Here is a 25,445-nt window from a genome sequence, read left to right as displayed (position 1 = left end):
TGCATGCGGTGGTACCGCCAACACGAGGGGTGGGAAATGGTCTCCTGTCGTGTCAGACTTGGCGGTCGGCAGCACCCGTCCCCGCCCATACCCGAGATCGTCTGGACCGCAGGTGAAACATTCGCTCCGGCTCGCACGCATGTCCCGGATGGATCTGACCCCGAACCCGACAGACGACGTCCCACCGGCGCACCCGCCAGCGCCGAAGCACCGGCGCGGGAAGCACGACGCCGGTAACCAGCAGGGCAACGTCGTCCCCCGCAACGGCGCACCCCAGAACGGCCCGGTTCAGAACGGCGCACACCACAACGGCCCCCATCAGAACGGCCACCCGACGCCGCAACCACCCGCGCACGCCACCGCGCCACAGCAACAGCCCCCGCAACCGCCCGAACCCACCCCGAAGCCGTCCGAGACCTGGGAAGCACCGCCTGTCGTCTGGCGCGCGGTGCCGCCCGAGCCGGAAGACCCCGCCAAGGACACCGACACCCACCTGCCCGGCTCCGCCGGCGAGCACCTGTTGCAGCTGGCCTACAACACCCGCACCCGCGCGGAGCGCTTCTACCAGGACCAGGTGTGCGAGGCGCTCAATGACGAGATGATCGACTTCATCGACCGGATGGAGATGGCGTTCATCGCGACGGCGGACGCCAACGGCGAGGCGGACTGTTCCCCGCGTTTCGGCCCGCCGGGCTTCATTCAGGTGCTCGACCGCGGCCACGTCGCTTACCCGGAGTACCGGGGCAACGGCGTCATGGCCAGCCTCGGCAACATCAGCGAGAACCCGCACGTCGGGATCCTGCTGCTCGACTTCGTGCGGGACCGCATCGGCCTGCACATCAACGGCAGGGCGATGATCGTCGACCACGACGCGATGCGCGCGGAGTTCGACGGCATCCCCGAGGAGACCGAGCGCGGCAGGACGCCGGAGCGGTGGGTGCTGGTCGAGATCGACGAGGCGTACATCCACTGCCGCAAGCACATCCCTCGGATGATCCACGCCGACGCCGACCAGGCGTGGGGCACCGACGACGTCAAGCGCAAGGGTGGGGACTACTTCGGGGTCCGCAAGGCGCGCAAAGAGGATCGGAAGGAAGCCCAGCGCGAGACGTCACCGGCCCGCGAGCTGAGCAGCGCCCGTCGCCGGTAGCGCGGCGGATCCGACCACCGCGCTACAACGGTCTCGTCACCGCTCAATCCAGGGTGAACGGGTCGTAGGCGATCTGGTCGAGGCTGGTGCCCGAGACCAGCAACCGGGACACCGTCGCCTTGATCATCTGAGGCGAGCCGGAGACGAGGACATCGTGGTCAGGCCACGCGCCGCGTTTGGTGACCACCTCGGCGAGCGTGCCCTGCTCGGCACCGGTGATACCGCCGCCGCTCTCCACGACGGGCACCACTGTGAACCACGGGTTCACCGACTCAAGGGCGCGCAGGCTGTCCAGCTCATAGAGGTCGTCGGCCGTCCTGCCGCCGAAGAACATCGTGACGTTCGGGTTCTTGCCCCATCGCGCGAGATCGTCGACCAGCGCGCGCAGCGGCGCGCTGCCGGTGCCACCCGCGATCATCAGCACATCCCTGCCAGCGCCTCGGTCGATGCTGAGCCTGCCGAGCGGCGGGCCGAGGTGCCAGATGTCGCCCGGCTGAGTGTGGCTGACGATGGCCCTGCTCACCCAGCCACCGTCGACCGCGCGCACATGGAACTCCAGCGAGCCGTCCTCGCGCGGAGCGTTGGCGGGCGAAAGGTACCGCCATAGCCGGGGCCGCTGCGGGATCTCCACGCTCACGTACTGCCCAGCCCGGTAGGAGACCTGCGCGTCCGGCTCGATGCGCACCAGCGCGAGATCCCAGCTCAGCCTGCGGTGGTCGGTCACGGTCGCGCTGAGCAGCGCGGGGCTCGGGTCGGACGCCGCCGCTTCCTGCATCGACCGCGCGACGATGGTGTAGCCCTCGGCCCATGCGCGTTCGACGTCCGGCGTCCACGCCTCGCCCAGTTGCTCGCGCAGCGCTGCGAGCATGGCGGTGCCGATGGCCTCGTAGTGGCGGGTCTCAACAGCGAACTTGCGGTAGTCGCGGCCGAGCTGGGTCAAGAACGGCACGAGGTCGTCCGGCCGGTCGACCATCTGCACCACGCGCGCGATGGCGCGCATCAGCTTGCCCCTGCGCACCTCGACGTTGATCGGGAATAGCTCGCGGGTGTCCGGCGCGAGGGTGAACAGCAGCCCGTAGAACGTCTGCGACATCTCGGGTAAGTAGGGCTCCGCCTGCGCCCAGGTATCCGAAATGAGCCGCACCATCGTGGTGACCTCGGGCGGCGCCTTGCGTGCCGCTGACCCGCGCGGGACAGGGCTGACGGCGTCAGGTGGGCTCATAAGTCTCTAACTGGACGCGGGGTTGTGATTGGGGCACGCCTGGGTCTCAGGCAGCGTAGCCGTAACCCTAGTCCCACAAGCGAGTGATCCCGCCCGTTTCACCGGGCGGGATCACTCGTCTTGCGCAATCAGCTAGCTTGATCGACTTATCAGGTTGACCGGGTCAGACCCGCTCCACTTCCTCGATGTCGCCGGACTTCAGCCCGCCGAGGTAGAGCTTGAGCTCCCGCTTGACCACGGGTGCCAGCAGGTAGAGCCCGATCACGTTGAACAGTGCCAGCAGGAACATGACCGCGTCGGTGAACGCGAGCACGTCGCCAAACTGCACGACCGAACCAACGATGATGAACGCGCAGAACACGAACCGGTACGCGTTCTCACTGGTGTTGCTCTTGCCGAACAGGAACGTCCACGCCTTCTGGCCGTAGTACGCCCAGGTGATCATCGTGGAGATCGCGAACAGCAGCACCGCGATGGCCAGCACGTACTGGAAGCCGGGCAGCGCGGTCTCGAACGCACTCGACGTCACCTCGACACCGGGAATGTTCGGCGCATCCTCACCCGCGGCGTCCGCGGCGAGCAGCGCTTCCTTCGAGTCGTTCCAGTACTGACTGCTGGCGATGGTGATGGTCAGCGCCGTCATGGTGCAGACGACGACGGTGTCGATGAACGGCTCGAGCAGCGCGACGAGCCCCTCGGTGGCCGGGTAGTTCGTCTTGACCGCGGAGTGCGCGATCGGCGCGGAACCAAGACCGGCCTCGTTGGAGAACGTGGCCCTGCGGAGACCCTGGATGATCGCACCGATCACACCGCCGACGACGCCCTCACCCGTGAACGCGCCGGAGATCATCTCACCGACGGCCGCGGGCACCTGCGGGATGTTGAACAGGATGACGATCAGGCAGGCGATGATGTAGATGATCGCCATCGACGGCACGAGCCGGCTGGTCACACGGCCGATCGACTTGATGCCGCCCCAGATGACCGCGCCGACGATCAACGCGAGGATGATGCCGAAGACAAGGCCAGCGCCGTCGTTGGTGAGCGGGCTGTCCTCGCCACCGGTAACGCGGCGCAGCTGCGCCATCGACTGGTTGGCCTGGAACATGTTGCCGCCACCGATGCCGAACAGCAGGATGCCGACGGCGACCAGCCCAGCGAGGCCAGTGCCGAGAATCTTGCCCGCGTTGCCAGGAATCCGCTCGGCGAAGCCTTTGCGCAGGTAGTGCATCGGCCCACCGGAGACGGTGCCGTCCTCGTGGATCTCCCGGTACTTCACACCGAGGGTGCATTCCACGAACTTGGTGACCATGCCGAGCAAGCCGACCAAGATCATCCAGACGGTGGCGCCCGCGCCACCAATGGTGACGGCAACACCAACACCCGCGATGTTGCCGAGGCCAACGGTGCCCGATAGCGCTGAGGATAACGCCTGGAAGTGGGTGATCTCGCCCGGTTCGTCGTCACGGGTGTACTTGCCCCGCACCACCTCCGTAGCGAGTTTGAACGCACGGAACTGGATGAAGCCGAAGTAGAAGCTGAAGATCAGCCCCGCGACGACAAGCCAGCCGACGATCCACGGGAAGGTCGTCCCGAAGAACGGAAGCTCGTAGAAGACGAAATTGCCCAGCCCCTCCGCGACGGGCGCGAAGACACTGTCGATCGCCTCCTCGACGTTACGCAACAACTCACTCTGGGCACCTTCCACATCCTCCTGCGCGAGGACCAGTGGAGCCCCATCCGAGTGACTCGTGATCACTGAGTGTGTGCTTGTAGGCATGGACAGAAAGTTGACCCCAAGATCGGCCGCCACACAAGACCCAGTTTCCCCTGCGAGCGAAATACGTCCTTTGGTCGGAACGGGGCGTTGCCACCGAGGTCACACCTGCCACGATAAAGTTGAGTGGAACAAGCTCAACTTTCCTGACGTTGTCTCAGGCGAGGACAACTTACCAGCGAGGACACCAACCATGGTGCATCCTCGTAACCGCACGTAGAACGAGGAAACGGGCAAGGGATGGACGCTTTCAACCCGACAACCAAGACGCAGCAGGCCATCTCGTCCGCGGCGCAGGCGGCGACGGTAGCGGGCAACCCCGACGTGACGTCAGCACACCTGCTCGGCGCGCTGCTGGCGCAAGGCGACGGCATCGCCGGCCCCCTGCTCACGGCCGTCGGGGCCGATCCGGAGCAGGTGCACACCGAGCTGGAACCGATCACGCGGTCGCTGCCGACCGCGACCGGCGCGACGGTGGCCACACCGCAGTTCGACGCCAACGCGCTCAAGGCGCTGACCAAGGCACAGCAGCTCGCCACCGAGCTGGGTGACGAGTACGTCTCCACCGAGCACCTGCTCGTCGGGCTGGCCGCCGAAGGCGGGCAGGTCGCCGACCTGCTCAAGCGCCACAACGCGACGCCCGAGGCACTGCGGGAAGCGTTCACGCAGGTGCGTGGGTCCGCGCGGGTGACGAGCCCCGACCCAGAAGGCACCTACCAGGCGCTGGAGAAATACGGCGTCGACCTCACCGACCGGGCACGCAAGGGCGACCTGGACCCGGTGATCGGCCGCGACACCGAGATCCGCCGCGTGGTGCAGGTGCTGAGCCGCCGCACCAAGAACAACCCGGTGCTGATCGGCGAGCCCGGCGTCGGTAAGACAGCCATCGTCGAGGGGCTCGCACAGCGCATCGTCGCCGGTGACGTGCCGGAGTCGCTGCGCGGCAAGCGCGTCGTCGCACTTGACCTCGGCTCGATGGTCGCCGGCGCGAAATACCGGGGCGAGTTCGAGGAACGCCTCAAGGCGGTGCTCAAAGAGATCGCCGACTCCGCGGGCCAGATCATCACCTTCATCGACGAACTGCACACCATCGTCGGCGCTGGCGCGACCGGCGAGGGTGCCATGGACGCGGGCAACATGATCAAGCCGATGCTGGCGCGCGGCGAACTCCGCATGGTCGGCGCGACCACGCTGGACGAGTACCGAGGCCACATCGAGAAGGACGCCGCGCTGGAGCGCCGTTTCCAGCAGGTGCTGGTCGGTGAGCCGTCCGCTGAGGACACCATCGGCATCCTGCGCGGGCTCAAGGAGCGCTACGAGGTCCACCACGGTGTCCGCATCACCGACGCGGCGCTTGTCGCGGCGGCAACGCTATCCGATCGCTACATCACAGCGCGGTTCCTGCCGGACAAGGCGATCGACCTCGTCGACGAGGCGGCGTCCCGGCTGCGGATGGAGATCGACTCCCGGCCGGTAGAGATCGACGAGGTGGAGCGCGCCGTGCGCCGCCTCGAGATCGAGGAGATGGCGCTGTCGAAGGAGAGCGACCCCGCCTCGCGGGAGCGGCTGGCGGCACTGCGCGGTGAGCTGGCCGAGAAGCGCGAGGAGTTGTCCACCCTCACGGCGCGTTGGCAAAACGAGAAGGGCTCCATCGACAAGATCCGCGACCTCAAGGAAGAGCTGGAGCGGCTGCGCGGCGAAGCGGAACGCGCGGAGCGCGACGCCGACCTCGGGCGCGCGGCCGAACTCCGCTACGGCAAGATCCCCGCGCTGGAGAAGGAGCTCGCGACTGCCGAGCAGGAGACGGCCTCCGCGCCGGGCCAGCAGGTGATGCTCAAGGAAGAGGTCGGGGCTGATGATGTCGCCGACGTGGTCAGCGCGTGGACCGGCATCCCGGCAGGCAGGCTGCTTGAAGGCGAGACCGGCAAGCTGCTGCGGATGGAAGAGGAACTCGGCAAGCGGGTGGTCGGCCAGTCCGAGGCCGTCACCGCGGTCTCCGACGCGGTGCGCAGGGCGCGCGCAGGGGTCGCCGATCCCGACCGGCCGACTGGGTCGTTCCTCTTCCTCGGGCCGACCGGTGTCGGTAAGACCGAGCTGGCCAAGGCGCTCGCGGAGTTCCTGTTCGACGACGAGCGCGCCATGATGCGCATCGACATGAGCGAGTACTCCGAAAAGCACTCGGTGGCTCGCCTCGTCGGGGCGCCGCCCGGCTACGTCGGCTACGACCAGGGCGGGCAGCTCACCGAGTCGGTGCGGCGCAGGCCGTACACCGTGGTGCTGCTCGACGAGGTGGAGAAGGCGCACGCCGATGTCTTCGACGTGCTGCTGCAGGTGCTCGACGACGGCAGGCTCACCGACGGTCAGGGCCGCACGGTCGACTTCCGCAACACCATCCTGGTGTTGACGTCGAACCTCGGCTCGCAGGCGATCGCTGATGCCTCACTCGATGAGAAACAGCGCTCGGACGCCGTGCTGTCGGTGGTGCAGCAGCACTTCAAGCCGGAGTTCCTGAACCGGCTGGACGACATCGTGGTGTTCCACTCACTCGGCACAGAGCAACTCGCGGCCATTGTGGACATCCAGGTCGCGCGGCTCGGCGAGCGGCTGGCGCAGCGCAGGCTCACGCTGGATGTCACGGACGCCGCGCGGGAGTGGCTGGCCGTCAGCGGGTTCGATCCGATCTACGGTGCGCGGCCGCTGCGGCGGCTGGTGCAGTCGGCGATCGGCGACCAGCTCGCGAAGGCGCTGCTGTCGGGTGACATCCGCGATGGCGACACGGTGCGTGTCGACGTCCCCGCGGACAACGCCGCCGCCGACACGCTGGTGGTGTCGCGGGGCTGAGCGCCCCACCGCGCCAGGTGTGTCGTCCGCCGTCGATGGCCGATGCGGGTGATCGTCACGGTTCATCCCTCCTCATGTCGGATGCGGGTGAGTGAACACCGGAGCCATGGCGGCACATCCTTGTGTGCCGCTTGTGGCGCGGCTGTGGTGCCGCGACGACGGCTCAGCCGCGCGTCGCCGCCCCTCGCATCCTGTCGATCGTGGTGAGGGCGACGTCGACGGCATCGGGGTCGGTCATCCGCCGACCGCGCTCATACTCGGCGTCGAAGCCCACCTTTCCCAGCCGGTCGCGCAGCTGCGCGGTTACGGCACGAAGCCGCGCCGCGTCAGCGCCGTAGACCTGGGCAGCCGTCGCTGAGGTCTCCAGCGCCCCGATCAACCCGGCAGCGGCTTCGGCTGCCTCCGCAGTACCCAGCCGAACCAGCAGGAACACCAGGTTGCGCAGCGTCGTCCACTGGTGGGTCCAGTCCCCGCCCCTGCGCAGCCGGTCGATGGCCTCCCAGAACGACGCCAATGCCGCGTCGGGATCACCGCGCTCTGCCCTGACCGACGACCGGGTGACAAGGGCGATGGCTTCCACCAGGCGCGTTCCGATCTCGTGGGCGGCGCCAACAGCCTCGTCGAGCCAGGGCACGGCGGCGTCCGGGTCCTGCGGCGCAAGGGCCTCGCCCCGGCAGTAGGCGGTCAACGCCCGCATATGGGTGTTGCCGAGCGCCGCCGCTTCCTGACCGGCGCGGCGCGCGGCCGCCAGCGCCGCATCCGCCTCGCCCCGGTAGGTCGCGATGAGCGTCCACATCACCCAGGCGTAGGCGACGTGATAGCGGTCGCCTACGGCCTCGGCGAGGTCGCGCACTTCGGCCTCTAGCTGACTACTCATCTCGAGCGTGCCCTGGAAGAACGCCACCAGGCTCAGCGCCCTGAGCGGGAGAATCCGCGCCGGGTCGTCCTCGGACGCGGCGGCGAGCCCCTGCCGGGCGAGTGCCGCGGAACGTTCGAGCTGACCACGGTTACCCGCGCCGTGCGCCGCGGCACCGTAGGCGACCGGCAGCAGCGGATGCCCCTCGGCGCCGGGAATATCGGCCGCTTCTTCCGCCCATGTGGTGACCTCGTCGACCAGCCACCAGCCGCCGTAGAGCCCCAGCGGCGCCGACACGCGCAACGCGAGGTCCGCGTCGCCGCTGTCCACCGCCCAGCGGTGCGCCGCCCGCAGGTTGTCCAGCTCCGCTTCCACCCGGGGCACCCAGACGTCGTCGTCCGCGCCCCGGATGCCGGGGTCAGCCTGCTGGCTGAACCGCGCGAAGAACCGGGCATGAGCACGCTTCGCCGCATCGACCTGCCCACGCTCCGCGAGCCGATCGGCGCCGTACAGGCGCAACGTCTCCAGCACGACGTAGCGCGACCCGGAGCGCGCCACCATGGAGCAGTCGACGAGCGCCGCCAGCCTGGCCGCTACCGCGCCGGGATCTTCCGCACCTCCTCCCGCGACCTCTTCGGCGGCGTCCAGGGTGAACCCGCCCGCGAAGACGCTGAGCCGGTCGAACAGGTCAGCCTCCTCCCGGGTAAGCAGCTCGTACGACCACGCGACGACGTCCCGCAAGGTCCGGTGCCTGCCGCCATCGTGCGGCGGCCCCGTGGTCAACAGCGCGAAGCGTTCGTCGAGCCGTCGCGCGAGTTCGGCAACGGTGAATGCCGCGACGCGGGCGGCGGCCAGTTCCAGCGCGAGCGGCAGCCCATCGAGCCGCCGGCAGACCTCGGTGACCACCGCCGCGTTGTCACCGGTCAGCTCGAAGGCCGGATCAGCTGCCTCGGCACGATCGCGAAACACCCGCACGGCGGGGCTGTCCCACACCTCATCGAGGGTCACCGCATGAGTCACGGCAGGGAGCCGCAGCGGGGTGACCGGCCACCGGTGCTCGCCGCGCACCGCGAGACGTTCCCGGGACGTCGCCAGCACCGTCAGATGCGGGCAGCGTCCGAGGAGGTACTCGACCAGCTCGGCGACGTCGGGCAGCAGGTGCTCGCAGTTGTCCGCGATCAGCAGCACCTCGCGACCTCGCAAGGCCTCTACCAGCGTGTCCCGAATCGCGGTGTCCTCCCCGGGCACGATGCCGCAGGCACCGGCGACCGCCGCCCCCAGTGCGGACGGGTCCCGCATCGCGGCAAGCCGGAGCGCGATGACGTCGTCGAACACACCGGACACTGCCTCGCCGACCGCCTCGGCCAGCCGGGTCTTGCCGACTCCACCGGGGCCCGTCAGCGTGACAAGAGACCGCGACGTCACGAGCGAGGCGACGTCGGCGACGGCGGCGTCCCGTCCCACGAAGCTGGTTGCCGCCCCCACAAGCAGCCCGGACGGAGTTCGCTCCCGGCCTGCCGAGGCGTTGCTCGAAGCAGGGGGAGCCACCAGGCCCTCGTCCTGCCGCACCAGCGCGTCATAGCGGTCCCGCAACCACGGCGAGGGGTCGACCCCCAGCTCATCACCGAGCCTGCGGCGGTAGTCGTGGAACACGCCGATCGCCTCGGCCTGCCGCCCCGAATGGAACAGCGCGAGCATGAGCTGACCAGCCGCCCGTTCGTCCAGCGGATCCTGCTCAAGCCGCGCCTGCAACTCGCCGAGCACCGTGTCGGCGCGCCCGGCGGCGAGCAGCCCTTCGACGCGCACGTCGCAAGCCATGCGGTGCACCGACCACAACCGGCGAACCTCGTCCTCGACCGCATCGACGGCGTCAACATACGGCGGGCCACGCCAGCGAGCGAGCGCATGCTCCACAAGGTCTACCGCCGTGGCCGGGTCGTCATCGACACGCCCGCGCGCCCGCCGCACTTCCTGCTCGAAGGTGATCGCATCGATCTCATCGTGATCAGCAAGCACCAACCCGTAGGCCCCACGGCGAGTCACAATTCTGTCCCGCTCGGAATCGAGCTCACGCAACTCGGCACGGAGTCGCGACACATGGCTTTGCAGGGATGGCCCCGCGGAGGCTGGCGGATCGGCGCCCCACAGCGCGTCGATCAGCTGATCGACGCCGACCAGCTCTCCTTGTCGTGCCAGCAGCGCGGCCAGCAGGAGCCGGCGCCTGCGGCTGGGCACACCGGCGGTCCACCCGTCGCCCGCGAGCTCAACCGGACCCAACACGAGGAACCGCATCGAAACTAAGCATATGCCTCATTCCTGGCGCCCACACTCGCCGCAACTCCGCCGCAACTCCGCCGCAAGGACGCCACAAGGTCGGTGCCCGAGGGTCCGAGTGTCACGTACACGACACGACAGTGAGGAGCACGCGATGACCACCGAGACGCAACCCCGCACCGCCGTCGCGGAGCCGGACCAGGACAAGGTCGAGGAATTCGTGCAACAGCTGGTCGGTGACATCGGCACCGCGCTGCACGGCGGCGCCCTGTGGATCGGCGACCGGCTCGGGCTGTTCCGGGCGCTGGCCGACGCCGGACCGGTGACCGTGGCCGAACTCGCGGACACGACGGGCCTGCAACCGCGCTACCTGCGGGAGTGGCTTGACTCCATGACGGCGGCCGAGTACGTCACGTACGACCCCGCCACGAGCCGCTACGAACTCCCGGTCGAACACGCCGTACCGCTTGTCGACAGCAGCTTCCCGTTCTTCGTCGGCGGTTTCCTCGAGTTCATCGTTCCGTGGATCAGCGTCGCCCCGCAGGTCGCCACCGCGTTCCGTTCCGGCGGCGGCGTTCCGCAGAGCGCGTACATGGACGAGACGTGGGAGGCCATCGAGCGGGCGAGCGCACCATTTCAGCAGCAGCGGCTGGTGGACTGGCTGGACGGCACGTCGAACGTCAAGCGGCTGCTTTCGAACGGCGGCAGCGTGGCCGATGTCGGGTGCGGCAGCGGGCAAGCGGCGATCGTGCTGGCCGATGCGTTCCCATCGGCGCGGGTCACCGGGTACGACATCCACACCGGTTCGCTCGACCGCGCCCGTCGCAACGCGGCGGAAGCGGGTGTCGCCGACCGCGTCACGTTCGAGCGGCGAGACGGTGTCGATCTGCCCACCGGCGCGTTTGACGTGGTGACCACCTTCGATGTCGTCCACGACTCCGCCGACCCCGCTGGACTGCTGCGGGCCATCCGCAACACCCTGACCCCGGACGGCACCTACGTGGCCGTGGAGATGAACGCCTCGTCGTCGGTCGAGGAGAACATCGGCCCCGTTGGCAGGCTGATGTACTCGGCCAGCCTGCTGTACTGCATGACGACCTCGTTGGCGCAGGGCGGCGCTGGCCTCGGCACCTGCATGGGCGACGAACGGTTCCGGGAGCTCGCGGCGGACGCGGGATTCGGCGATGTCCGCACGGTCCCGATCGACAATCCGTTCTTCATCCTCTACGAGCTGCGCGCATAGGGGAGCGCGATCCGCCGCCCGATACCCACGGCTGAGGCACGCCCCGGCGCGGTTGACGTCACAACACGCCAGCAGACGATAGGGTGTCCGCCGTGGGTATACCGGCGTGGATGTGGTTTCTCATCGCCTTCATCGCCCTCGTGACGGGGCTGGCGTTGCTCGCGGTCGACCGCGCCCGCGAAGGCTCGCGCAACCGGGAACGGCTGCGCTGGGCCGACCTACGCGGGTGGCAGTTCGCCGAGGAAGACGCCCGCATGGTCAGCCACTGGACCGAGGGCGCCATGGGCTACTACCGGGCCGAGGCCGCCGTCAACGTCGTCGCTGGCACGACGTTCACCAGCGAGGGCAGACGCTCGGTGTACGTGTTCGACATCGAGGCCAACCGGCAGATCCCGGCGTCGGTCGTCGCGGTGCGCTGCGGTAAGGCGTTCCCGGTTCTGCTCGAGCTGTGGCTGGCGAGCGTACCGTTCCAGCGTTCCGAGATGCCCGATCTGCTCGGTCCCGCAGGGCAGCGCTACGCCTTCACCGACGACGTCGAAGCCGCCCGATCGGTGATCTCGCAGCTACTCATCGACGCCGCGGGGGAACTCGGCGGAGACGTCAGCGTGGTGTGGATGGAGCACGACTGGGTGCTCGCCGCCGTTTCGCCGAACGCCGGACCGTCCCGATTGGAGCGACTGCTGCGCGACGTCGGGGAAATCGCGGACATCATCGATCCGGCCGAAGAGGACGAAGCGGGTGGCAAACACGTCTGGCAGGACCCGCCGGAGGGCGTCCGCCACGTCGACCACATGCATGAGAAGCCGCACGGCGACATAGGCTGAGGACATGCCTACCGCGTTGATTACCGGGGCGACCGCTGGCATCGGCGCCGAGTTCGCCCGCCAGCTTGCCGCGCGGGGATACGACCTGATCGCCGTCGCCCGCAGTGTCGACCGGCTCAAGGCAATGGAGGCCGCGCTGTCCGCGCGGCACGGCATCGACGTCGAGGTGCTGCCCGCTGACCTGGCCGACGCGGCGGAGCGCGGCACCGTCGAAGACGCCCTGCGCGAGAAGCCGGTAGACCTGCTGGTCAACAACGCGGGCTTCGGGCTCAACGGCAGGTTCACCGAGACGGGTGTCGACCAGCTGCAGTCGCAGCTCGACGTCAACGTCGCCAGCGTGCTCCGGCTGACGCACGCCGCACTGCCAGGCATGATCGAGCGCGGCACGGGCGCTGTCGTCAACGTCTCAAGCGTTGCCGGGTTCTTCCCTGGCACCGGCGCCGCCTACGGCGCGACGAAGGCGTGGGTCACCGCGTTCACCGAAGGCATGGCCGCGTCGCTGGGTGACACGGGGGTGCGGATGCTCGCGCTGTGCCCCGGATTCACCCGGACGGAGTTCCACGCCCGATCCGGTGACGACACCGACGCGATCCCCGACGTGCTCTGGCTGGACGCCGACCGCGTGGTGCGCGACTGCCTGCAGGACCTGGCACGCAGCAAGACAATCTCCATCCCCGGCAAGCGATGGCAGGCCATCGTCGGTGTCGGCAAGGCGCTGCCGCCGCCGGTGTTGCGCACCCTGACGGGTAAACTCGCTGCTCGACGCAACCGCACCTGATCAGATAGAGAGGCTTGTCCGCGTGGTGAACGCTCCGGGATCACGTAGTGGGATCGACCTCGCGGCCAAGACCGAGTTGGCTCGCCTTGTCACGGAGCTCGCCGTTGTCAGAGGCAAGGTCACGCTCTCGTCCGGCGCGGAGGCCGACTACTACGTCGACATGCGGCGCGCGACGCTGCACCACGCCGCCGCGCCACTGATCGGGACGCTGCTGCGGCAGATCACGTCCGATTGGGACTACGTCGCCGCTGGTGGGCTCACGCTCGGCGCGGACCCGGTCGCCTGCGCGATGATGCACTCCGCCGCTGCCGACGGCGTGGTGCTGGACGCGTTCGTGGTGCGCAAGTCGAGCAAGACCCACGGCCTGCAGCGCCGCATCGAGGGCATCGAGGTGTCCGGGCAGCAGGTGCTCGCCGTGGAGGACACCTCGACGACCGGTGGCAGCGTGCTCGCCGCCGTCGACGCACTCGAGGCGGCTGGCGCCTCGGTCGTCGGCGTCGCCACCATCGTCGACCGCGACACCGGGGCGCGGGAGGCCATCGAGGCGCACGGTCTGCCGTACCGGTCGCTGCTAGGCCTCGACGACCTCGGGCTGTCCTGAGCCGGTGTCTGACGCCGTGCCCGGCGAGCAGGACGACGCCGCTGGCCCCACCGAGTGGATCCGGCCGGACGAGGTCGGCGTCGGACCGTGGCAGGGGGAGTGGCCCACCGACGAGCGTTACGATCCCGAGCTGCTTGAGCACGGCGACCGCCGGAACGTCGTCGACCCGTACCGCTACTGGCGACGCGAGGCCATCGTGTCCGATGTGGACCGCAGGCGGCATCCGTTCCACGTCGCGATCGAGAACTTCCAGCACGACCACAACATCGGCACCGTCGTCCGCACGGCCAACGCCTTCGCGGCGGCAGCGGTGCACATCGTCGGCAGGCGGCGGTGGAACCGGCGCGGCGCGATGGTGACCGACCGATACCAGCACCTGCACCATCACCCAGCCGTCGACGGGCTGGTGGCTTTCGCGCGAGCGGAGGAGCTGACCATCGTCGCTGTGGACAACACCCACGGCGCGCGCCGGATCGAGACCGCGACGCTGCCCCGCCGGTGCGTGCTGCTGTTCGGGCAGGAGGGGCCAGGGCTATCCGCCGAGGCACGCGAAGCCGCCGACGTGTCGGTGTCCATCGCGCAGTTCGGCTCAACCCGCTCGATCAACGCGGGCGTCGCGGCGGGCATCGTCATGCACACCTGGATCACCCAGCACGCGGACCTCGACCAGGCCTGGTGAGGCCCCGCGAGTCGCACCTTGATGACGGCGAGTTGCACCCTATCCGCCGCGAGTTGCACCTTTCCGGGCACGAGGCCCCTTCCAGGAGGCGCTCGGATCGCGAAGTCGGAACTCGCGGCACCGGAACGCGGGACTCGCCCGGCCACAAGTCCGGACTCGCGGCATCTAAGGTGCGACTCGGCGCGATTTAGGTGCGACTCGCGACGTTCTGGCGTGAGTCAGGCGGGGGTGAGCTGGACCGGAATGCCGTTGAGGACGGCGGTGCCGGTCGGAGCGTCGAGCGGGCCGTCGTCGGTGAGCACGTTCGAGTTCGCTCCGGCGTGCGCGGCGGCGACCGACATCCGCGCGCCATCGGCGTCGTGACCCCAGCCGTGCGGGATGCTGACCACACCCTTGCGGAGCACGTCGGTGACCTCGACCGGCAGCTCGACCGTTCCCGCGGCGGAGGACACCTTCGCCAGCGCACCGCCGGTGAGCCCGAGGCCAGCGGCGTCGTCCGGGTGCACCTGCACCGTGCACCGGTTCGAACCACGCACCAGCGTCTCGAGGTTGTGCATCCAGGAGTTGTTCGACGCCAGTTGTCGCCTGCCGATCAGCACGAACTGTCCGTTCGGCGCATCGTCCAACCGCGCCGCGAGCCGGGGCACGTCGGCGGTGATCGCCTCCGGTGCCAGCTCGATCATGCCGCTCGCGGTCTTCAGCGCACCCGGCAGCCGAGGGGTCAGCGGTCCGAGGTCCACACCATGCGGCGCGGCTTCCAGGTCGGCGAGGGTGAGCGAGTACGGTCCCGCCCGCAACAGCAGGTCCACCAGTCGTTCCGGACCGACCCGACTAGCGGCCGCCGCGACGTCGACCCCCGTGCGTTTGGCGAACTCTCCTGCCACGAAGTCGTCCAGCGCCGCGATGTCGGCAGAGGGCCCTTGCCCGGTGACGACACCGAGCAGCCGCAGCAGCGTCTGCCATTCCTGCGGCAGGTCAGAGCTCAGCGCGGCGGGCGTCCAGTTCGCCACGTTGCGCACCGCGAGCTGGTAGAAGGCCAGGTCGTAGTGTGGGCGCTCCAGCGGCGTCGGGCCTGGCAGGATCACGTCGGCGTGCCGGGTGGTCTCGTTCAGGTAGACGTCGAGGGACACCATGAAGTCCAGCTGGCCGAGCGCCGCGTCGAGCCGTTCCGAGTTCGGCGTGGAAAGGCAAGGGTTGCCAGCGACCGTCAGCAGCGCCTTTACCTGGCCTTCACCCGGCGTCTCGATCTCGTCCGCCAGGGTCGCGACCGGCAGCTCGCCGTACACCTCGGCCAGCCCGCGCACCCGGCTGCGCCACCGCCCGTGCCGGAACGGCTTGCTGCTGCCGGGCGCGCTCGCGGCGGGCGTCGGGAACATCGCGCCACCCGGCCGGTCCAGGTTGCCGGTGAGCACGTTGACGACGTCGACCAGCCAGCTCGCCAGAGTGCCGAACTCCTGTGTCGTGGTGCCGACCCGGCCGTAGACCACCGCCCGCTCGGTCGTGGCAAGCGCGACGGCCATCCGCCGGATCATGTCGGCATCGATGCCCACCACCGGCGCCACGGCTTCCGGGGTGAAGGGCTCCGCGAGCGCACGCACCCCGGCCACGCCCGCGGTGTGCTCCGCGAGCATCCCCAGCGTGACCAGGTCGCGGTCGAACAGCACATTGACCAGTGCGAACAGCAGCAGCGCGTCGGTACCGGGCCGGATCGCGTGGTGCTCGTCGGCGGCCTCTGCCGTGCGGGTGCGCTTGGGGTCGACGACGACCAACTTGCCGCCGCGCGCACGCAGCGCCTTGAGCCTGCCGCGTATGTCCGGCGCGGTCATCAGGCTGCCGTTGGACACCAGTGGGTTCGCGCCGAGCATCAGCAGGTACTGCGTGTTGTCGATGTCCGGGATCGGGATCGACAGCGGCGCGCCGAACAGATACCCGGAGGTGTAGTGCTTCGGCATCTGGTCGACGGTGCTGGCGCTGTAGAAGTTCTTGGTGCCGATCGCGCGGTACAGCACCGGACCGTAGAGGGTTGTGGATACGTTGTGGATAGACGGATTACCCGCGTAGATCGCGAGTGCGTCGTTGCCGTGCTCCGCCATGATCGGCCGTAGCCGGGCGTCGATTTCCGCGAACGCCTCGTCCCAGCTCACCTCGACGAACTCGCCGTCCCGCTTGACGAGCGGCGCCCGCAGCCGGTCGGGGTCGGCGTGCAGCGCGCCGAGCGAGACACCCTTCGGGCAGATGAAGCCGCGCGAGAAGACGTCGTCGCGATCGCCCCGGACATCGGTGACGGTGCCACCGTCGATGGAGACGGACAATCCGCACGTTGCCTCGCACAGCGGGCAGGTGACATGAGCGGTTTTTGGCATAACACACCTCGCTGTCGGTGGCGGGATTCAGCAGCAACACAACACTATTCCGCGTCTCCATCGCGAGCTACGCCTTTCGGAGGTGGCCGATCGGCGCAGCGTGGCACAGTGATCATGTGGACCATCTCGCCGACCGCGCAGCGGCAGCGGAAGACGCCGTCATCGGCAGACATGTCGTGCGGCTGTGGTGCCTGCCCGGCACCGCGCTCGGCCGCAACGACTGGCCGCCGACCTGGCAGCAGCGCTGGCACCGGCACTGGAACTACTGGTGGCAGGCGCATCTGCTTGACGCCCTCGTTGACGCGCAACTGCGCGCACCATGCCAGCGCAGGGTGAAGCTGATCCGCAGGCTGGCCACCGGAATCCGGCTGCGCAACCGGTTGAGCTGGACCAACAACTACTACGACGACATGGCGTGGCTCGGCCTCACGCTGCACCGCGCCCAGGACGTCATCGGGCTGGACGCCGCCGATGCGCTGACCGATCTCACCGAACAGCTCCGCATCGCCTGGACGCCGGACGGCGGTGGCGGCATCTGGTGGCGGCGCGGGGACGGCTACAAGAACGCGCCGGCCAATGGGCCCGCGGCGATCCTGCATGCACGGACCGGCGACGAGGCGCGGGCCACCGAGATCATGACGTGGTTAACCGACACCCTCGTCGACCCGGCGACCGGGCTGGTGTTCGACGGGCTGCGGATCGACCGGGACACCGGTGAAGTGGGTGAGCTGAACAAACGGATCTACACCTACTGCCAAGGCGTGTACCTCGGCGGCTGCGTGGAGCTGGCGCGCACCGACGGCCGCTCGGTCTGGCGGGACCGAGCCGAACGCACCATCGACGCGATAGCCACGAAGCTCGCGCCCGGTGGCGTGCTGCGCGGCCACGGAGGCGGCGACGGCGGACTGTTCTCCGGTATCTGCGCGCGCTACCTCGCGCTCGCCGCGTCAGAACTGCCGAGTGGCACGGCCGCCGACACCGCGCGGGAGATCGTGCTGACCTCGGCGGACGCCTGCTGGCGCAATGCCGCGCTCGCGCACGGGCCGCTGTTCGGGCCGGACTGGGCGAAACAGGCGAGTGCGCCCGCGAAGGGGGAGCAGGAGCCATCGCGGCAACTGTCCGTGCAGGTCGGGGGATGGCTGGTGATCGAAGCCGCCGCCACGCTCGGGCACTGACGCCGGGCGAGCGATAAGCGTACGGGCACGGCCCGGCGACCGGCAGGCAAGCCGCGCCAGCTAGCGCGAACTGCTCGGTTGCGGCGTAGGCTCCGCCACGATCGGCTTGCGCACCTCCTGCCGGTACTGCCAGATGCCGTACGCCGTGCCCCCGACGAGGAACAGGATGCCCGCCCAGACGGCGATCGTCTGCAGCCACGGCATCGACCGGATCAGGTCGCCCGCGTAGTAGCCGAGCAACACCAGCGTCGGCACCCACAGCACGGCACCGGCGAACGTCGCGAGCGCGAACCGGCGCGGGTTCATGCCAGCCGCGCCCGCGATCAGCGGCGCGAACGTGCGTACCCACGGAATCCAGCGCGCCGCGACGATCGCGAAAAAGCCCTTGCGGTCGAGGAAATCGCGCGCCTTGTCGAGCTTCTCCCTGCTGAGGACCTTGCCGCCCCTGCGCGCGATATACGCGGTGCCGCTCTTCTTGCCAATGACGTAGCCGACCTGGTTCGCCACCGACGCCACCAGCAGCGCGACGACGGACAACCACCACGCGCTCGCCTCGGCTCCGTGACTCGCGAGCACGACACCGGCGACGAACAGCAGCGAGTCGCCGGGCAGGAACAGGCCGACGATCACCGCGCACTCGAGGAAGATGAAGCTGAGCACGATGACCCACACCAGGGCCGGGCCAGCGTTCGACAGCCAGCTGACACCTACTTCGGCCGCAGCGGCCTGCACGACACTCACGACCCCTAAGGGTACGTTGCCCCTCCGTCGGGATGCCGTCCTACGGGTGAATTCCTACTGTCGTCGCACTTCAGGTAATGGAATCTCACGCATGGTCATGACGACCACACTGGCGACGAACGCCACCGCGGCCGCGACGTAGAACACCGTGTTGATCGAGTCGGTGAACCCGATCAGGAACGGCTTCGCCTGCTCGATCGGAATCGTCTTGAGGAACGACGAGTCCACCATGATGTCCCTATCGCCAGCGCTCGCGGCGGCGGCAGGCAGCCCGAGTTCCGTGAACGCCGCCCGCACGTTGGCGGTGAGCGTGCTGAAGAGGATGGACAGGAACACCGCGACGCCGAGCGTGCCGCCGATCTGCCGGAAGAACGTCGCCGACGCCGTGGATACGCCCATGTCGCTACGCGGCCCCGCGTTCTGCACCGCGATGACCAGCGTCTGCATGCAGCCGCCGAGCCCCATGCCGATCACGCCCATGTAGACCATCGGCTGCCACACCGGGCTGTTCCACTCGATCTGGGCCAGCAGCAGTGCGCCGAGCGAGATCAGCAGCGTCCCGATGACCGGGGCGAGCTTGTAGCGACCCGTTGCCGAGGTGAACCGGCCGGTGATCGTGGTCGCGACCATGATCCCGCCCATCATGGGCAGCGTGAGCAGCCCGGCTTCCGTTGGGCTGAACCCCTGCACGATCTGCAGGTACTGCGGGATCAGCGTCATCGTGCCGAACATCGCGACGCCAACGAGCATGCCCGCGGCGATCGCCACGCTGAACGTCGGATTGCGGAACAGCCGCAGCGGCAACAGGGCTGCGTCGCCCATCGCACGCTCGACCTGGATGAACAGCGCGATCCCACCGACGGCGACGACGTAGCAGATCAGTGCGCCGGTTGAGGTCCAGCCCCAGTCCCTGCCTTGCTCCGCAACGAGCAGCAGCGGGATCACCGCTGTCGCCAGCGAGACCGCGCCCCACCAGTCGATGCGGTGATGCTGGCGCTCGTGCGGCACATTCAGCACCTTGGCGACGACGAACAGTGCCACGATGCCGATCGGGACGTTGATCAGGAACACCCAGCGCCAGCCGTCCACGCCGAGGAAGGCGTCCATCCCGGCGAACATCCCGCCGAACACCGGGCCGAGCACGCTGGACGTGCCGAACACGGCCACGATGTAGCCCTGATAGCGGGCGCGCTCCCGTGCGGGCACGATGTCGCCGATGATCGTGATCGCCAGCGACATCAGCCCGCCAGCGCCGAGACCCTGCACAGCGCGGAACACCGCGAGTTGGTACATCGACGTCGCCAGCGTGCATGCCATGGAGCCGATCAGAAACAGCGAGATCGCGATCAGGTACAGCGGCTTGCGACCGTAGATGTCGGACAGCTTGCCGTAGATCGGGGTCATGATCGTCGCGGTGATCAGGTACGCGGTCGTCACCCACGCCTGGATGCTGAGGCCGTCGAGATCGTCGGCGATGGTGCGGACGGCCGTGGAAACGATGGTCATGTCCAGCGCGCCGAGGAACATTCCCATCATCAGCCCGGACAGGATCGTCAGGATCTTCCGGTGGCTCAGCAGCGGCGGGTCCTGCGAGGCCTGCTGGGGGTGCGGCGCGCCGCCGTCAGTGTTCACCGTGCTCGTCATGTGTCCTCCCCCTGCGCTACCGGTTCGTGCGAAACGCCGAGGTTGCCGGCGAGATCGATGTTGAGCCGGGTGAGCAGGCCGATCAGCCGCTCGACGTCGTCCGCGTCCCAGTCCCGCAGCGTGGCGGCCAGCCAGCGGTTGCGCTCCTGGCGTGCCCGCTCGTAGAGGTCACGCCCCGCGTCGGTGGGCGCGAGCAGGCAGGCGCGGCCGTCGTTCGGGTCGGCCTGCCGCTCGATGAGGCCCTGCTGCACCAGCGCGCTGGTCTGCCTGCTGATGGTGGAGACCTCGATGTGCAGCGCTTCGGCTAGCGCCGACGTCCGGCGCGGACCCTCGCAGACCAGCGTCGCGATGATCGGGAAGGTCGTGTGGTCCGCGCTGCCTGGGATCGACGACAGCTTGGCCTTGGCCTTGGCGAGCAGCCGGATCGTGCGTACCAGTTCGACGCCGAGGTCATCGGCGACGCCAAGGTCGTCCTGCCGCGTGGTATCGGTCATGCCCCAGTCTCAATTACTTGCTTGACTCAACTAATTTCAGTACACAACTATGCCTTTCAGGAACTAGTTACGCAAGCTAAATATTTCGCTGTGAGCAACGCCATCCTCAGCGCTGACACACAGGTGCACGCCCTGGCAAGCGGCCCGACGGCTGGTCGTAGGCTGATCGCGTGGCTGCGTCGACCAAATCCGTTGGTACTCATCTGTTGAACGCGTTCCGGGGCGGGCTCATGGGCACCGCCGAGGTCATCCCCGGGGTCAGCGGCGGCACCGTCGCGCTGATCACGGGCATCTACGACAGATTGATCATCTCGGCAGGCCACACGGTCTCCGGCGCCAAACTCGCGGTGAGCGACCTGCCGCGCGGCAAGGGCACCGACCGCGCCGCGGCGGAGTTCCGCAGGGTTCACTGGGCCCTCGTCATCGCCGTCATGGCTGGCATGATCGTCGCGGTGCTCACCGCGGCCAAGCTGGTCTCGCCGCTGGTCGAGGAGCATCCGCAGCAGTCGTTCGCGGTGTTCTTCGGCCTCGTGCTCGCGTCGCTATGGGTGCCGTACTCCGGCTCGGGACGCTCGTGGAGCCCCGCCAACTACCTGCTCGCGCTCGCCGTCGCCGCGGTCACCTTCGTGCTGACCGGGCTGCCGCCGACCGAGATCGAGCCGCACCCGCTGATCGTCATGGCTGCCGCGGCCGTCGCCATCTGCGCACTGGTGCTGCCCGGTGTGTCCGGGTCATTCATGCTGCTCGCGATCGGGCTCTACACCACGACGATGGATGCCATCAACGACCGCGACCTCGGCTACGTCAGCACGTTCGCGCTCGGCGCACTGATTGGGCTCGCACTGTTCGTGAAGCTGTTGCAGTGGCTACTGGAACGCCACCACCACCTGACCCATGTCGTCATGACCGGGCTACTTGCGGGGTCGCTGCGGGCGCTGTGGCCGTGGCAGCCGTGGGAGTCCGGCGAGCGGGACCTGCTCGCGCCGAGCGGGGACGTCGTAGTCACCGTCGGCCTGATGCTGCTCGGCGTCGTGATCGTGCTCGGCGTGCTCGCGATCGAGCACAAGACGCATCGGAATACCAAGGAGACCGGAAGTCAGTCGACTGGCACGCTTGCTTGACCCTGCCAGGTCGGCTTAATTCCGGTCGGATTGGTATCTACCAGCACAGTAACGACGACTCACGCACTACCGTGGAGGCATGAGTACTGCCAGCAGCTCCCAGCTGGTCGATCGGCTGCGCGCTACCCTTGGCCACTCGGCGGTCATCACCGACACCGACGTCACGGACAGCTACAGCCGGGACATGATGCCGCTCGCCCCGTACGGCACGCCACTGGCGGTGGTCATGCCGACCGACACCGATGGCGTGCAGGCCACCGTCCGCGCGTGCGCCGACGCCGGGGTGCCGATCGTGCCGCGCGGCGCTGGCAGCGGACTCACCGGCGCGGCCAACGCCATCGACGGTTGCGTCATACTCGTCCTGACCAAGCTGAACGAGATCCTGGAGATCGACGCGGCGAACCGGCTCGCCGTCGTTCAGCCGGGCGTGGTGAACCTGGACTTCCGGGACGCTGTGGCCAAAAACGGGCTGTTCTATCCGCCGGACCCTTCCAGCTACGACTGGTGCACCATCGGCGGCAACCTCGCCACCAACGCCGGTGGGCTGTGCTGCGTGAAGTACGGCGTCACCACCGACGCGGTGCTGGGGCTCAAGGTGGTGCTGGCGGACGGTTCGCTGCTCAAGACCGGCCGCCGCACGGTCAAAGGTGTCGCTGGCTACGACTTGACCAAGCTATTCATCGGCAGCGAGGGCACGCTCGGCGTGATCACAGAAGCCACCGTCGCGCTCAAGCCACTACCGCAGGCTCCTGGCACGCTGGTCGCGGCGTTCAACGACACCGCGGCCGCGGGTGACGCCGTGGCACGGGTAGTGAAGGAAGGCCTTGTCCCGTCGCTGATGGAGATCATGGACGCCGCGTCGATCAAGGCGGCCGAGGCCTACCTCAACACCGACATCGGCGCTGGTTCTGGCTGCGAGGCGCTGCTGCTGTGCCAGTCGGACTCCGGCGGCGAGGTGGCGCGCCGTGAGCTGACCGCGATCGAGCAGATCTGCTCCGACGCGGGCGCTGACATGACCTACGTGACCGACGACCTCGCCGAGGGCAACATGCTGCTGCAAGCGCGGCGGGTGGTGCTGACCGCGCTGGAGACGTACGGCACCTGGCTCACCGACGACGTCTCGGTGCCACGCACCAGGATCGCGGAACTGATCACTGGCTGCGCGCGGATCAGTGAGGATGTCGGGCTGCTGATCGCGGTGGTCGGCCACGCGGGCGACGGCAACATGCACCCGACGATCGTCTACGACCCCAGCTCGGCGGACGAATCGGCGCGGGCGCACAAGGCGTTCGACGACATCCTCGACGTCGGGCTCTCGCTCGGCGGCACGGTCACCGGCGAGCACGGCATCGGCAAGATCAAGCAAGAGTGGCTGGCGCGCGAGATCGGGCCGGTCGGCATGCGGGTGCACCGCGACATCAAGCAGGCGCTCGATCCGGAGAACCTGTTCAATCCAGAGTCAATGTTCTCGATGAATCCGAGCCCACACGGGCCTGCAGCCGGTTCCTGAGCTTGGTCAACGCGCGGTGCTGGCACACCCGCACCGCGCCTGGCGAGACCGAGATCGTCTCCGCCGTCTCCGCGACGGAAAGCCCGACGACCAGTCGCAGCGTCAGCACCTCGCGTTGCGTCTCGGACAGTGTGTTCAGCAGATCACCGAGCTGCTGCCCCATTTCCGACCGCAGCAGGTGCTGCTCGGGATTGAGGGTGTCCACCCCGGTGTCCGGGACGTCGGACACCGGCAGTGATTTGTCCCTGGAATGTTTGCGGTGGAAGTCCATGATCTTGTGTGTCGCGATGCCGTACACGAAGCCGAGGAAGCTCGCCCCGCTCGACCGGTACGACGGGAGCGCCATCAACACCGCGAGACACACCTCCTGCGCGACATCGTCCGCCGAGGAGAACGTGCTCAACGCTCGCCCGATGCGGGAGCGGCAGTAACGCACGATGATTGGCCGGAGGGCGGCGAGCAGATCGTCCACCGCGTACCGGTCGCCAGTCTTGGCCGCCTCGACCAACTGGGCATAAGGATCGGCGGCGGCCGCGGGAGCGCTCACGGGGGCTTCCGGGGTTTCCCGTGCCACCGTTCGCTCAGGAGCCGCTACCGACCGAACGTGAAAATTGCCAAGAGGAAGGCTCGCGCTGTATCCAGACATTTCGACCCCTAAGCGCATACACCAATACTTAGGTGCCGTCGGGGTCTAGGACGACGCGGACCACGCTGAGTGGTTGGGCTCACCCGGCTGATTCGGGCATTAGCCCCACGAACATCCTAACCGCATCGATCGAGTGTCACCATGCGTACATTTGGGGGATATGAAACCAGGCGATGCTCCACGATCAGACTACGGTGAGTAGTCCAATCAGGGCACCGGTCGCTAGCCCTAAGAGCGCAGCCAGCACCATCACCCAGCCCAGGCTTATGCCTTGAATATCCGTTTCGCCAGACTCTTGCTGGTCAGTGTCGGACGGCAGGGTGAGGCGGTCTGTCTGTGATTCGTCGGCGACGACGCTGGCGTTACGGCCGGTTTGCCCAGCCTTGGCGCGCAGCGCCTCGGCCAGTAACTCTTCCGGCCTATTTTCGGTCATCGCTCCGTTGCTTTCGCCGAGATGCTGACTCGATTCGGGCCGTGATTCCTTCACTGCTGCCGCGCTTCCGCCATCGCGCGCTGCAAGGCTTCCAGCGCCCTGCTCGCCGTCGACTTCACGGTCCCCTTCGAGATGCCAGCCGCATCGGCGATCTCGGCTTCGCTCATCCCGCCGTAGTAGCGCAACACCAGTACCTCCCGCTGCCTCGGCGGCAGCACGCCAAGCGCGTTGACGACGGCCTGGTGTTCGGTGGACAGCATCGCGAGGCTTTCCGCGGAACGCGCTGTCACCGCGTGCGGCGGCACGTACTCGCGTGCGGTCTTGCGCCGCCGAAGCACACTGCGCGAGCCGTTGACGACGGCGGTGCGCAGGTAGCCGATCGCAGCGGCCTCGTCTCGTAGTTTGCCCCAGTTGCGGTGCAGCCCGGTAAACGCCTCCTGCACGACGTCCTCTGCCGTCGCGGGTTCGTCGACGAGCAGGATCGCCAGCCGGACGAGGCGCATCCGGTGCACCCGATAAAGGTCTTCGAGGGTGACGGGCATGCCCGGTTCGGTCTGCTCGTCCGGCGCGTCGATCGCGCGGAGGTGACCGAGCGTGCGTTCAACGGTGCGTTCCGCACTGCGCTCCGGCATGCCACATCCCCCTTTCCGCCGGTCGAAGCCGGTAGGTCCCAGCGTATCGGCAGCACATCGGAGTCACGCTGCGCGCATGGCCGAACACGGTGATGGCGTGTTCGGTGGGACCGCGCGGTCGCTAGCCGAGTCGACTGGCGTAGCTTGCACTCCCATGGCGTGGTACCTGGTTGAGATTCGTTATGTGCAGGACAAGATGCCCGCGGTCCGGCCGAGACACCGCGAGTTCCTCGCGGAGCTGGCGGAGCAGGGCACGGTGGCCATCGCTGGCCCGCTCGCGGACGACACCGGCGGCGTGGTGCTGATCCAAGCCGCCGACCTCGACGCGCTGCACCAGATCATCGACGACGACCCCTACCACCTGGAGGGGGCCATCGCCGAGCGATCGGTGCGTGAGTTCAAGCCGGTCCTCGGCTCCTGGCTGCCTGACTGACCGGCGGT

20 protein-coding genes and 1 pseudogene are annotated in these 25,445 nt (G+C 68.3%); 11 read left to right on the top strand and 10 right to left on the bottom strand.

Annotated features, from left to right (window positions below; translation table 11 throughout):
• The first annotated feature begins 148 nt into the window (after positions 1–148).
• Positions 149–1,150 carry a pyridoxamine 5'-phosphate oxidase family protein gene (locus AMYHA_RS03290; RefSeq protein WP_084036779.1) on the top strand — a complete coding sequence of 334 codons (1,002 nt, stop codon included), beginning with the start codon at positions 149–151 and terminating at the stop codon, positions 1,148–1,150.
• A 43-nt stretch (positions 1,151–1,193) separates the two neighbouring features.
• On the opposite strand, the gene AMYHA_RS03285 is transcribed toward AMYHA_RS03290, so the two are convergent.
• Positions 1,194–2,372, bottom strand: coding sequence for an FAD-binding oxidoreductase (locus tag AMYHA_RS03285; protein WP_231104606.1), 1,179 nt, complete (start codon positions 2,370–2,372; stop codon positions 1,194–1,196).
• A gap of 163 nt (positions 2,373–2,535) precedes the next feature.
• A complete protein-coding gene (locus AMYHA_RS03280; RefSeq protein ID WP_084037523.1) occupies positions 2,536–4,152 on the bottom strand; it encodes an alanine/glycine:cation symporter family protein in 1,617 nt (538 codons plus the stop codon).
• Positions 4,153–4,389: 237 nt separating this feature from the next.
• Here AMYHA_RS03280 and clpB point away from each other — a divergent pair, with 237 nt between their 5' ends.
• Positions 4,390–6,990 carry an ATP-dependent chaperone ClpB gene (gene clpB / locus AMYHA_RS03275; protein ID WP_034267826.1) on the top strand — a complete coding sequence of 867 codons (2,601 nt, stop codon included), beginning with the start codon at positions 4,390–4,392 and terminating at the stop codon, positions 6,988–6,990.
• Positions 6,991–7,153: 163 nt separating this feature from the next.
• Here clpB and AMYHA_RS03270 read toward each other — a convergent pair whose 3' ends face one another.
• Positions 7,154–10,138: a BTAD domain-containing putative transcriptional regulator gene (locus AMYHA_RS03270; protein WP_051399497.1), complete on the bottom strand. Its 2,985-nt coding sequence runs from the start codon at positions 10,136–10,138 to the stop codon at positions 7,154–7,156.
• Positions 10,139–10,274: 136 nt separating this feature from the next.
• Here AMYHA_RS03270 and AMYHA_RS03260 point away from each other — a divergent pair, with 136 nt between their 5' ends.
• From AMYHA_RS03260 to AMYHA_RS03240, 5 genes are all read left to right on the top strand, one after another.
• A complete protein-coding gene (locus tag AMYHA_RS03260) occupies positions 10,275–11,363 on the top strand; it encodes a class I SAM-dependent methyltransferase (RefSeq protein ID WP_034267818.1) in 1,089 nt (362 codons plus the stop codon).
• A 92-nt stretch (positions 11,364–11,455) separates the two neighbouring features.
• On the top strand, positions 11,456–12,187 hold the full coding sequence (locus AMYHA_RS03255; RefSeq protein WP_051400313.1) for a type III secretion system chaperone family protein: 732 nt from the start codon (positions 11,456–11,458) through the stop codon (positions 12,185–12,187).
• A 4-nt stretch (positions 12,188–12,191) separates the two neighbouring features.
• On the top strand, positions 12,192–12,965 hold the full coding sequence (locus AMYHA_RS03250) for an SDR family NAD(P)-dependent oxidoreductase (protein ID WP_034267815.1): 774 nt from the start codon (positions 12,192–12,194) through the stop codon (positions 12,963–12,965).
• A gap of 22 nt (positions 12,966–12,987) precedes the next feature.
• A complete protein-coding gene (gene pyrE / locus AMYHA_RS03245; protein WP_034267813.1) occupies positions 12,988–13,566 on the top strand; it encodes an orotate phosphoribosyltransferase in 579 nt (192 codons plus the stop codon).
• 4 nt (positions 13,567–13,570) lie between these two features.
• Complete coding sequence (locus AMYHA_RS03240) at positions 13,571–14,245, top strand: TrmH family RNA methyltransferase (RefSeq protein WP_051399496.1); 675 nt, start codon at positions 13,571–13,573, stop codon at positions 14,243–14,245.
• A gap of 218 nt (positions 14,246–14,463) precedes the next feature.
• On the opposite strand, the gene AMYHA_RS03235 is transcribed toward AMYHA_RS03240, so the two are convergent.
• The gene (locus AMYHA_RS03235) at positions 14,464–16,608 is read right to left on the bottom strand and encodes a molybdopterin-dependent oxidoreductase (protein ID WP_034267811.1); all 2,145 of its coding nucleotides are present in this window, start codon (positions 16,606–16,608) and stop codon (positions 14,464–14,466) included.
• A gap of 116 nt (positions 16,609–16,724) precedes the next feature.
• Between AMYHA_RS03235 and AMYHA_RS03230 the strand changes: the two genes are divergently transcribed.
• Positions 16,725–17,783 (top strand): glycoside hydrolase family 76 protein, encoded by a 1,059-nt coding sequence (locus tag AMYHA_RS03230; protein WP_034275604.1) that lies wholly within the window; start codon positions 16,725–16,727, stop codon positions 17,781–17,783.
• Positions 17,784–17,843: 60 nt separating this feature from the next.
• Here the strand turns inward: AMYHA_RS03230 and AMYHA_RS03225 are convergent, their stop codons facing one another.
• The 3 genes and pseudogenes from AMYHA_RS03225 to AMYHA_RS03215 form a co-directional block, all read right to left on the bottom strand.
• Complete coding sequence (locus AMYHA_RS03225; protein WP_196776825.1) at positions 17,844–18,524, bottom strand: DedA family protein; 681 nt, start codon at positions 18,522–18,524, stop codon at positions 17,844–17,846.
• A 75-nt stretch (positions 18,525–18,599) separates the two neighbouring features.
• Positions 18,600–20,168: pseudogene (locus AMYHA_RS03220) on the bottom strand (MDR family MFS transporter); the annotation flags it as partial.
• Positions 20,165–20,662 carry a MarR family winged helix-turn-helix transcriptional regulator gene (locus tag AMYHA_RS03215; RefSeq protein ID WP_051399495.1) on the bottom strand — a complete coding sequence of 166 codons (498 nt, stop codon included), beginning with the start codon at positions 20,660–20,662 and terminating at the stop codon, positions 20,165–20,167. The pseudogene AMYHA_RS03220 and the gene AMYHA_RS03215, both read right to left, overlap by 4 nt.
• Positions 20,663–20,832: 170 nt before the next feature.
• On the opposite strand from AMYHA_RS03215, the gene AMYHA_RS03210 reads away from it, so the two are divergent.
• Entirely contained in the window at positions 20,833–21,783 is a 951-nt protein-coding gene (locus tag AMYHA_RS03210) for a DUF368 domain-containing protein (RefSeq protein ID WP_034267808.1), read from the top strand.
• 79 nt (positions 21,784–21,862) lie between these two features.
• Positions 21,863–23,293, top strand: coding sequence for an FAD-binding oxidoreductase (locus AMYHA_RS03205; protein WP_051399493.1), 1,431 nt, complete (start codon positions 21,863–21,865; stop codon positions 23,291–23,293).
• On the opposite strand, the gene shbA is transcribed toward AMYHA_RS03205, so the two are convergent.
• The 3 genes from shbA to AMYHA_RS03190 all read right to left on the bottom strand — a co-directional run bounded on the left by shbA (position 23,232) and on the right by AMYHA_RS03190 (position 25,004).
• The gene (gene shbA / locus AMYHA_RS03200) at positions 23,232–23,840 is read right to left on the bottom strand and encodes an RNA polymerase sigma factor ShbA (RefSeq protein WP_051399492.1); all 609 of its coding nucleotides are present in this window, start codon (positions 23,838–23,840) and stop codon (positions 23,232–23,234) included. The genes AMYHA_RS03205 and shbA overlap by 62 nt on opposite strands.
• A gap of 283 nt (positions 23,841–24,123) precedes the next feature.
• Entirely contained in the window at positions 24,124–24,426 is a 303-nt protein-coding gene (locus tag AMYHA_RS03195) for a hypothetical protein (RefSeq protein ID WP_157361767.1), read from the bottom strand.
• Positions 24,423–25,004 carry a SigE family RNA polymerase sigma factor gene (locus tag AMYHA_RS03190; protein WP_034267802.1) on the bottom strand — a complete coding sequence of 194 codons (582 nt, stop codon included), beginning with the start codon at positions 25,002–25,004 and terminating at the stop codon, positions 24,423–24,425. The genes AMYHA_RS03195 and AMYHA_RS03190 overlap by 4 nt, the downstream gene beginning before the upstream one ends.
• Positions 25,005–25,158: 154 nt before the next feature.
• Here AMYHA_RS03190 and AMYHA_RS03185 point away from each other — a divergent pair, with 154 nt between their 5' ends.
• Positions 25,159–25,437 carry a YciI family protein gene (locus AMYHA_RS03185; RefSeq protein WP_034267800.1) on the top strand — a complete coding sequence of 93 codons (279 nt, stop codon included), beginning with the start codon at positions 25,159–25,161 and terminating at the stop codon, positions 25,435–25,437.
• Positions 25,438–25,445 lie beyond the last annotated feature (8 nt).

Origin of the sequence: Haloechinothrix halophila YIM 93223 (assembly GCF_000504245.1) — a bacterium.
GTDB lineage: Bacteria > Actinomycetota > Actinomycetes > Mycobacteriales > Pseudonocardiaceae > Haloechinothrix_A > Haloechinothrix_A halophila.
Note: the sequence above shows the minus strand (reverse complement) of the source record. Positions and strands in the feature narration are given on the sequence as shown.

Excerpts from the sequence above, each read along its gene's own strand:
- AMYHA_RS03205 (WP_051399493.1), top strand. The coding sequence starts at position 21,863 with ATGAGTACTGCCAGCAGCTCCCAGCTGGTCGATCGGCTGCGCGCTACC.
- AMYHA_RS03260 (WP_034267818.1), top strand. The coding sequence starts at position 10,275 with ATGACCACCGAGACGCAACCCCGCACCGCCGTCGCGGAGCCGGACCAG.
- AMYHA_RS03185 (WP_034267800.1), top strand. The coding sequence starts at position 25,159 with ATGGCGTGGTACCTGGTTGAGATTCGTTATGTGCAGGACAAGATGCCC.
- AMYHA_RS03270 (WP_051399497.1), bottom strand. The coding sequence starts at position 10,138 with ATGCGGTTCCTCGTGTTGGGTCCGGTTGAGCTCGCGGGCGACGGGTGG.
- AMYHA_RS03290 (WP_084036779.1), top strand. The coding sequence starts at position 149 with ATGGATCTGACCCCGAACCCGACAGACGACGTCCCACCGGCGCACCCG.
- AMYHA_RS03280 (WP_084037523.1), bottom strand. The coding sequence starts at position 4,152 with ATGCCTACAAGCACACACTCAGTGATCACGAGTCACTCGGATGGGGCT.
- AMYHA_RS03250 (WP_034267815.1), top strand. The coding sequence starts at position 12,192 with ATGCCTACCGCGTTGATTACCGGGGCGACCGCTGGCATCGGCGCCGAG.
- clpB (WP_034267826.1), top strand. The coding sequence starts at position 4,390 with ATGGACGCTTTCAACCCGACAACCAAGACGCAGCAGGCCATCTCGTCC.
- AMYHA_RS03190 (WP_034267802.1), bottom strand. The coding sequence starts at position 25,004 with ATGCCGGAGCGCAGTGCGGAACGCACCGTTGAACGCACGCTCGGTCAC.
- AMYHA_RS03285 (WP_231104606.1), bottom strand. The coding sequence starts at position 2,372 with ATGAGCCCACCTGACGCCGTCAGCCCTGTCCCGCGCGGGTCAGCGGCA.
- AMYHA_RS03235 (WP_034267811.1), bottom strand. The coding sequence starts at position 16,608 with ATGCCAAAAACCGCTCATGTCACCTGCCCGCTGTGCGAGGCAACGTGC.
- AMYHA_RS03215 (WP_051399495.1), bottom strand. The coding sequence starts at position 20,662 with ATGACCGATACCACGCGGCAGGACGACCTTGGCGTCGCCGATGACCTC.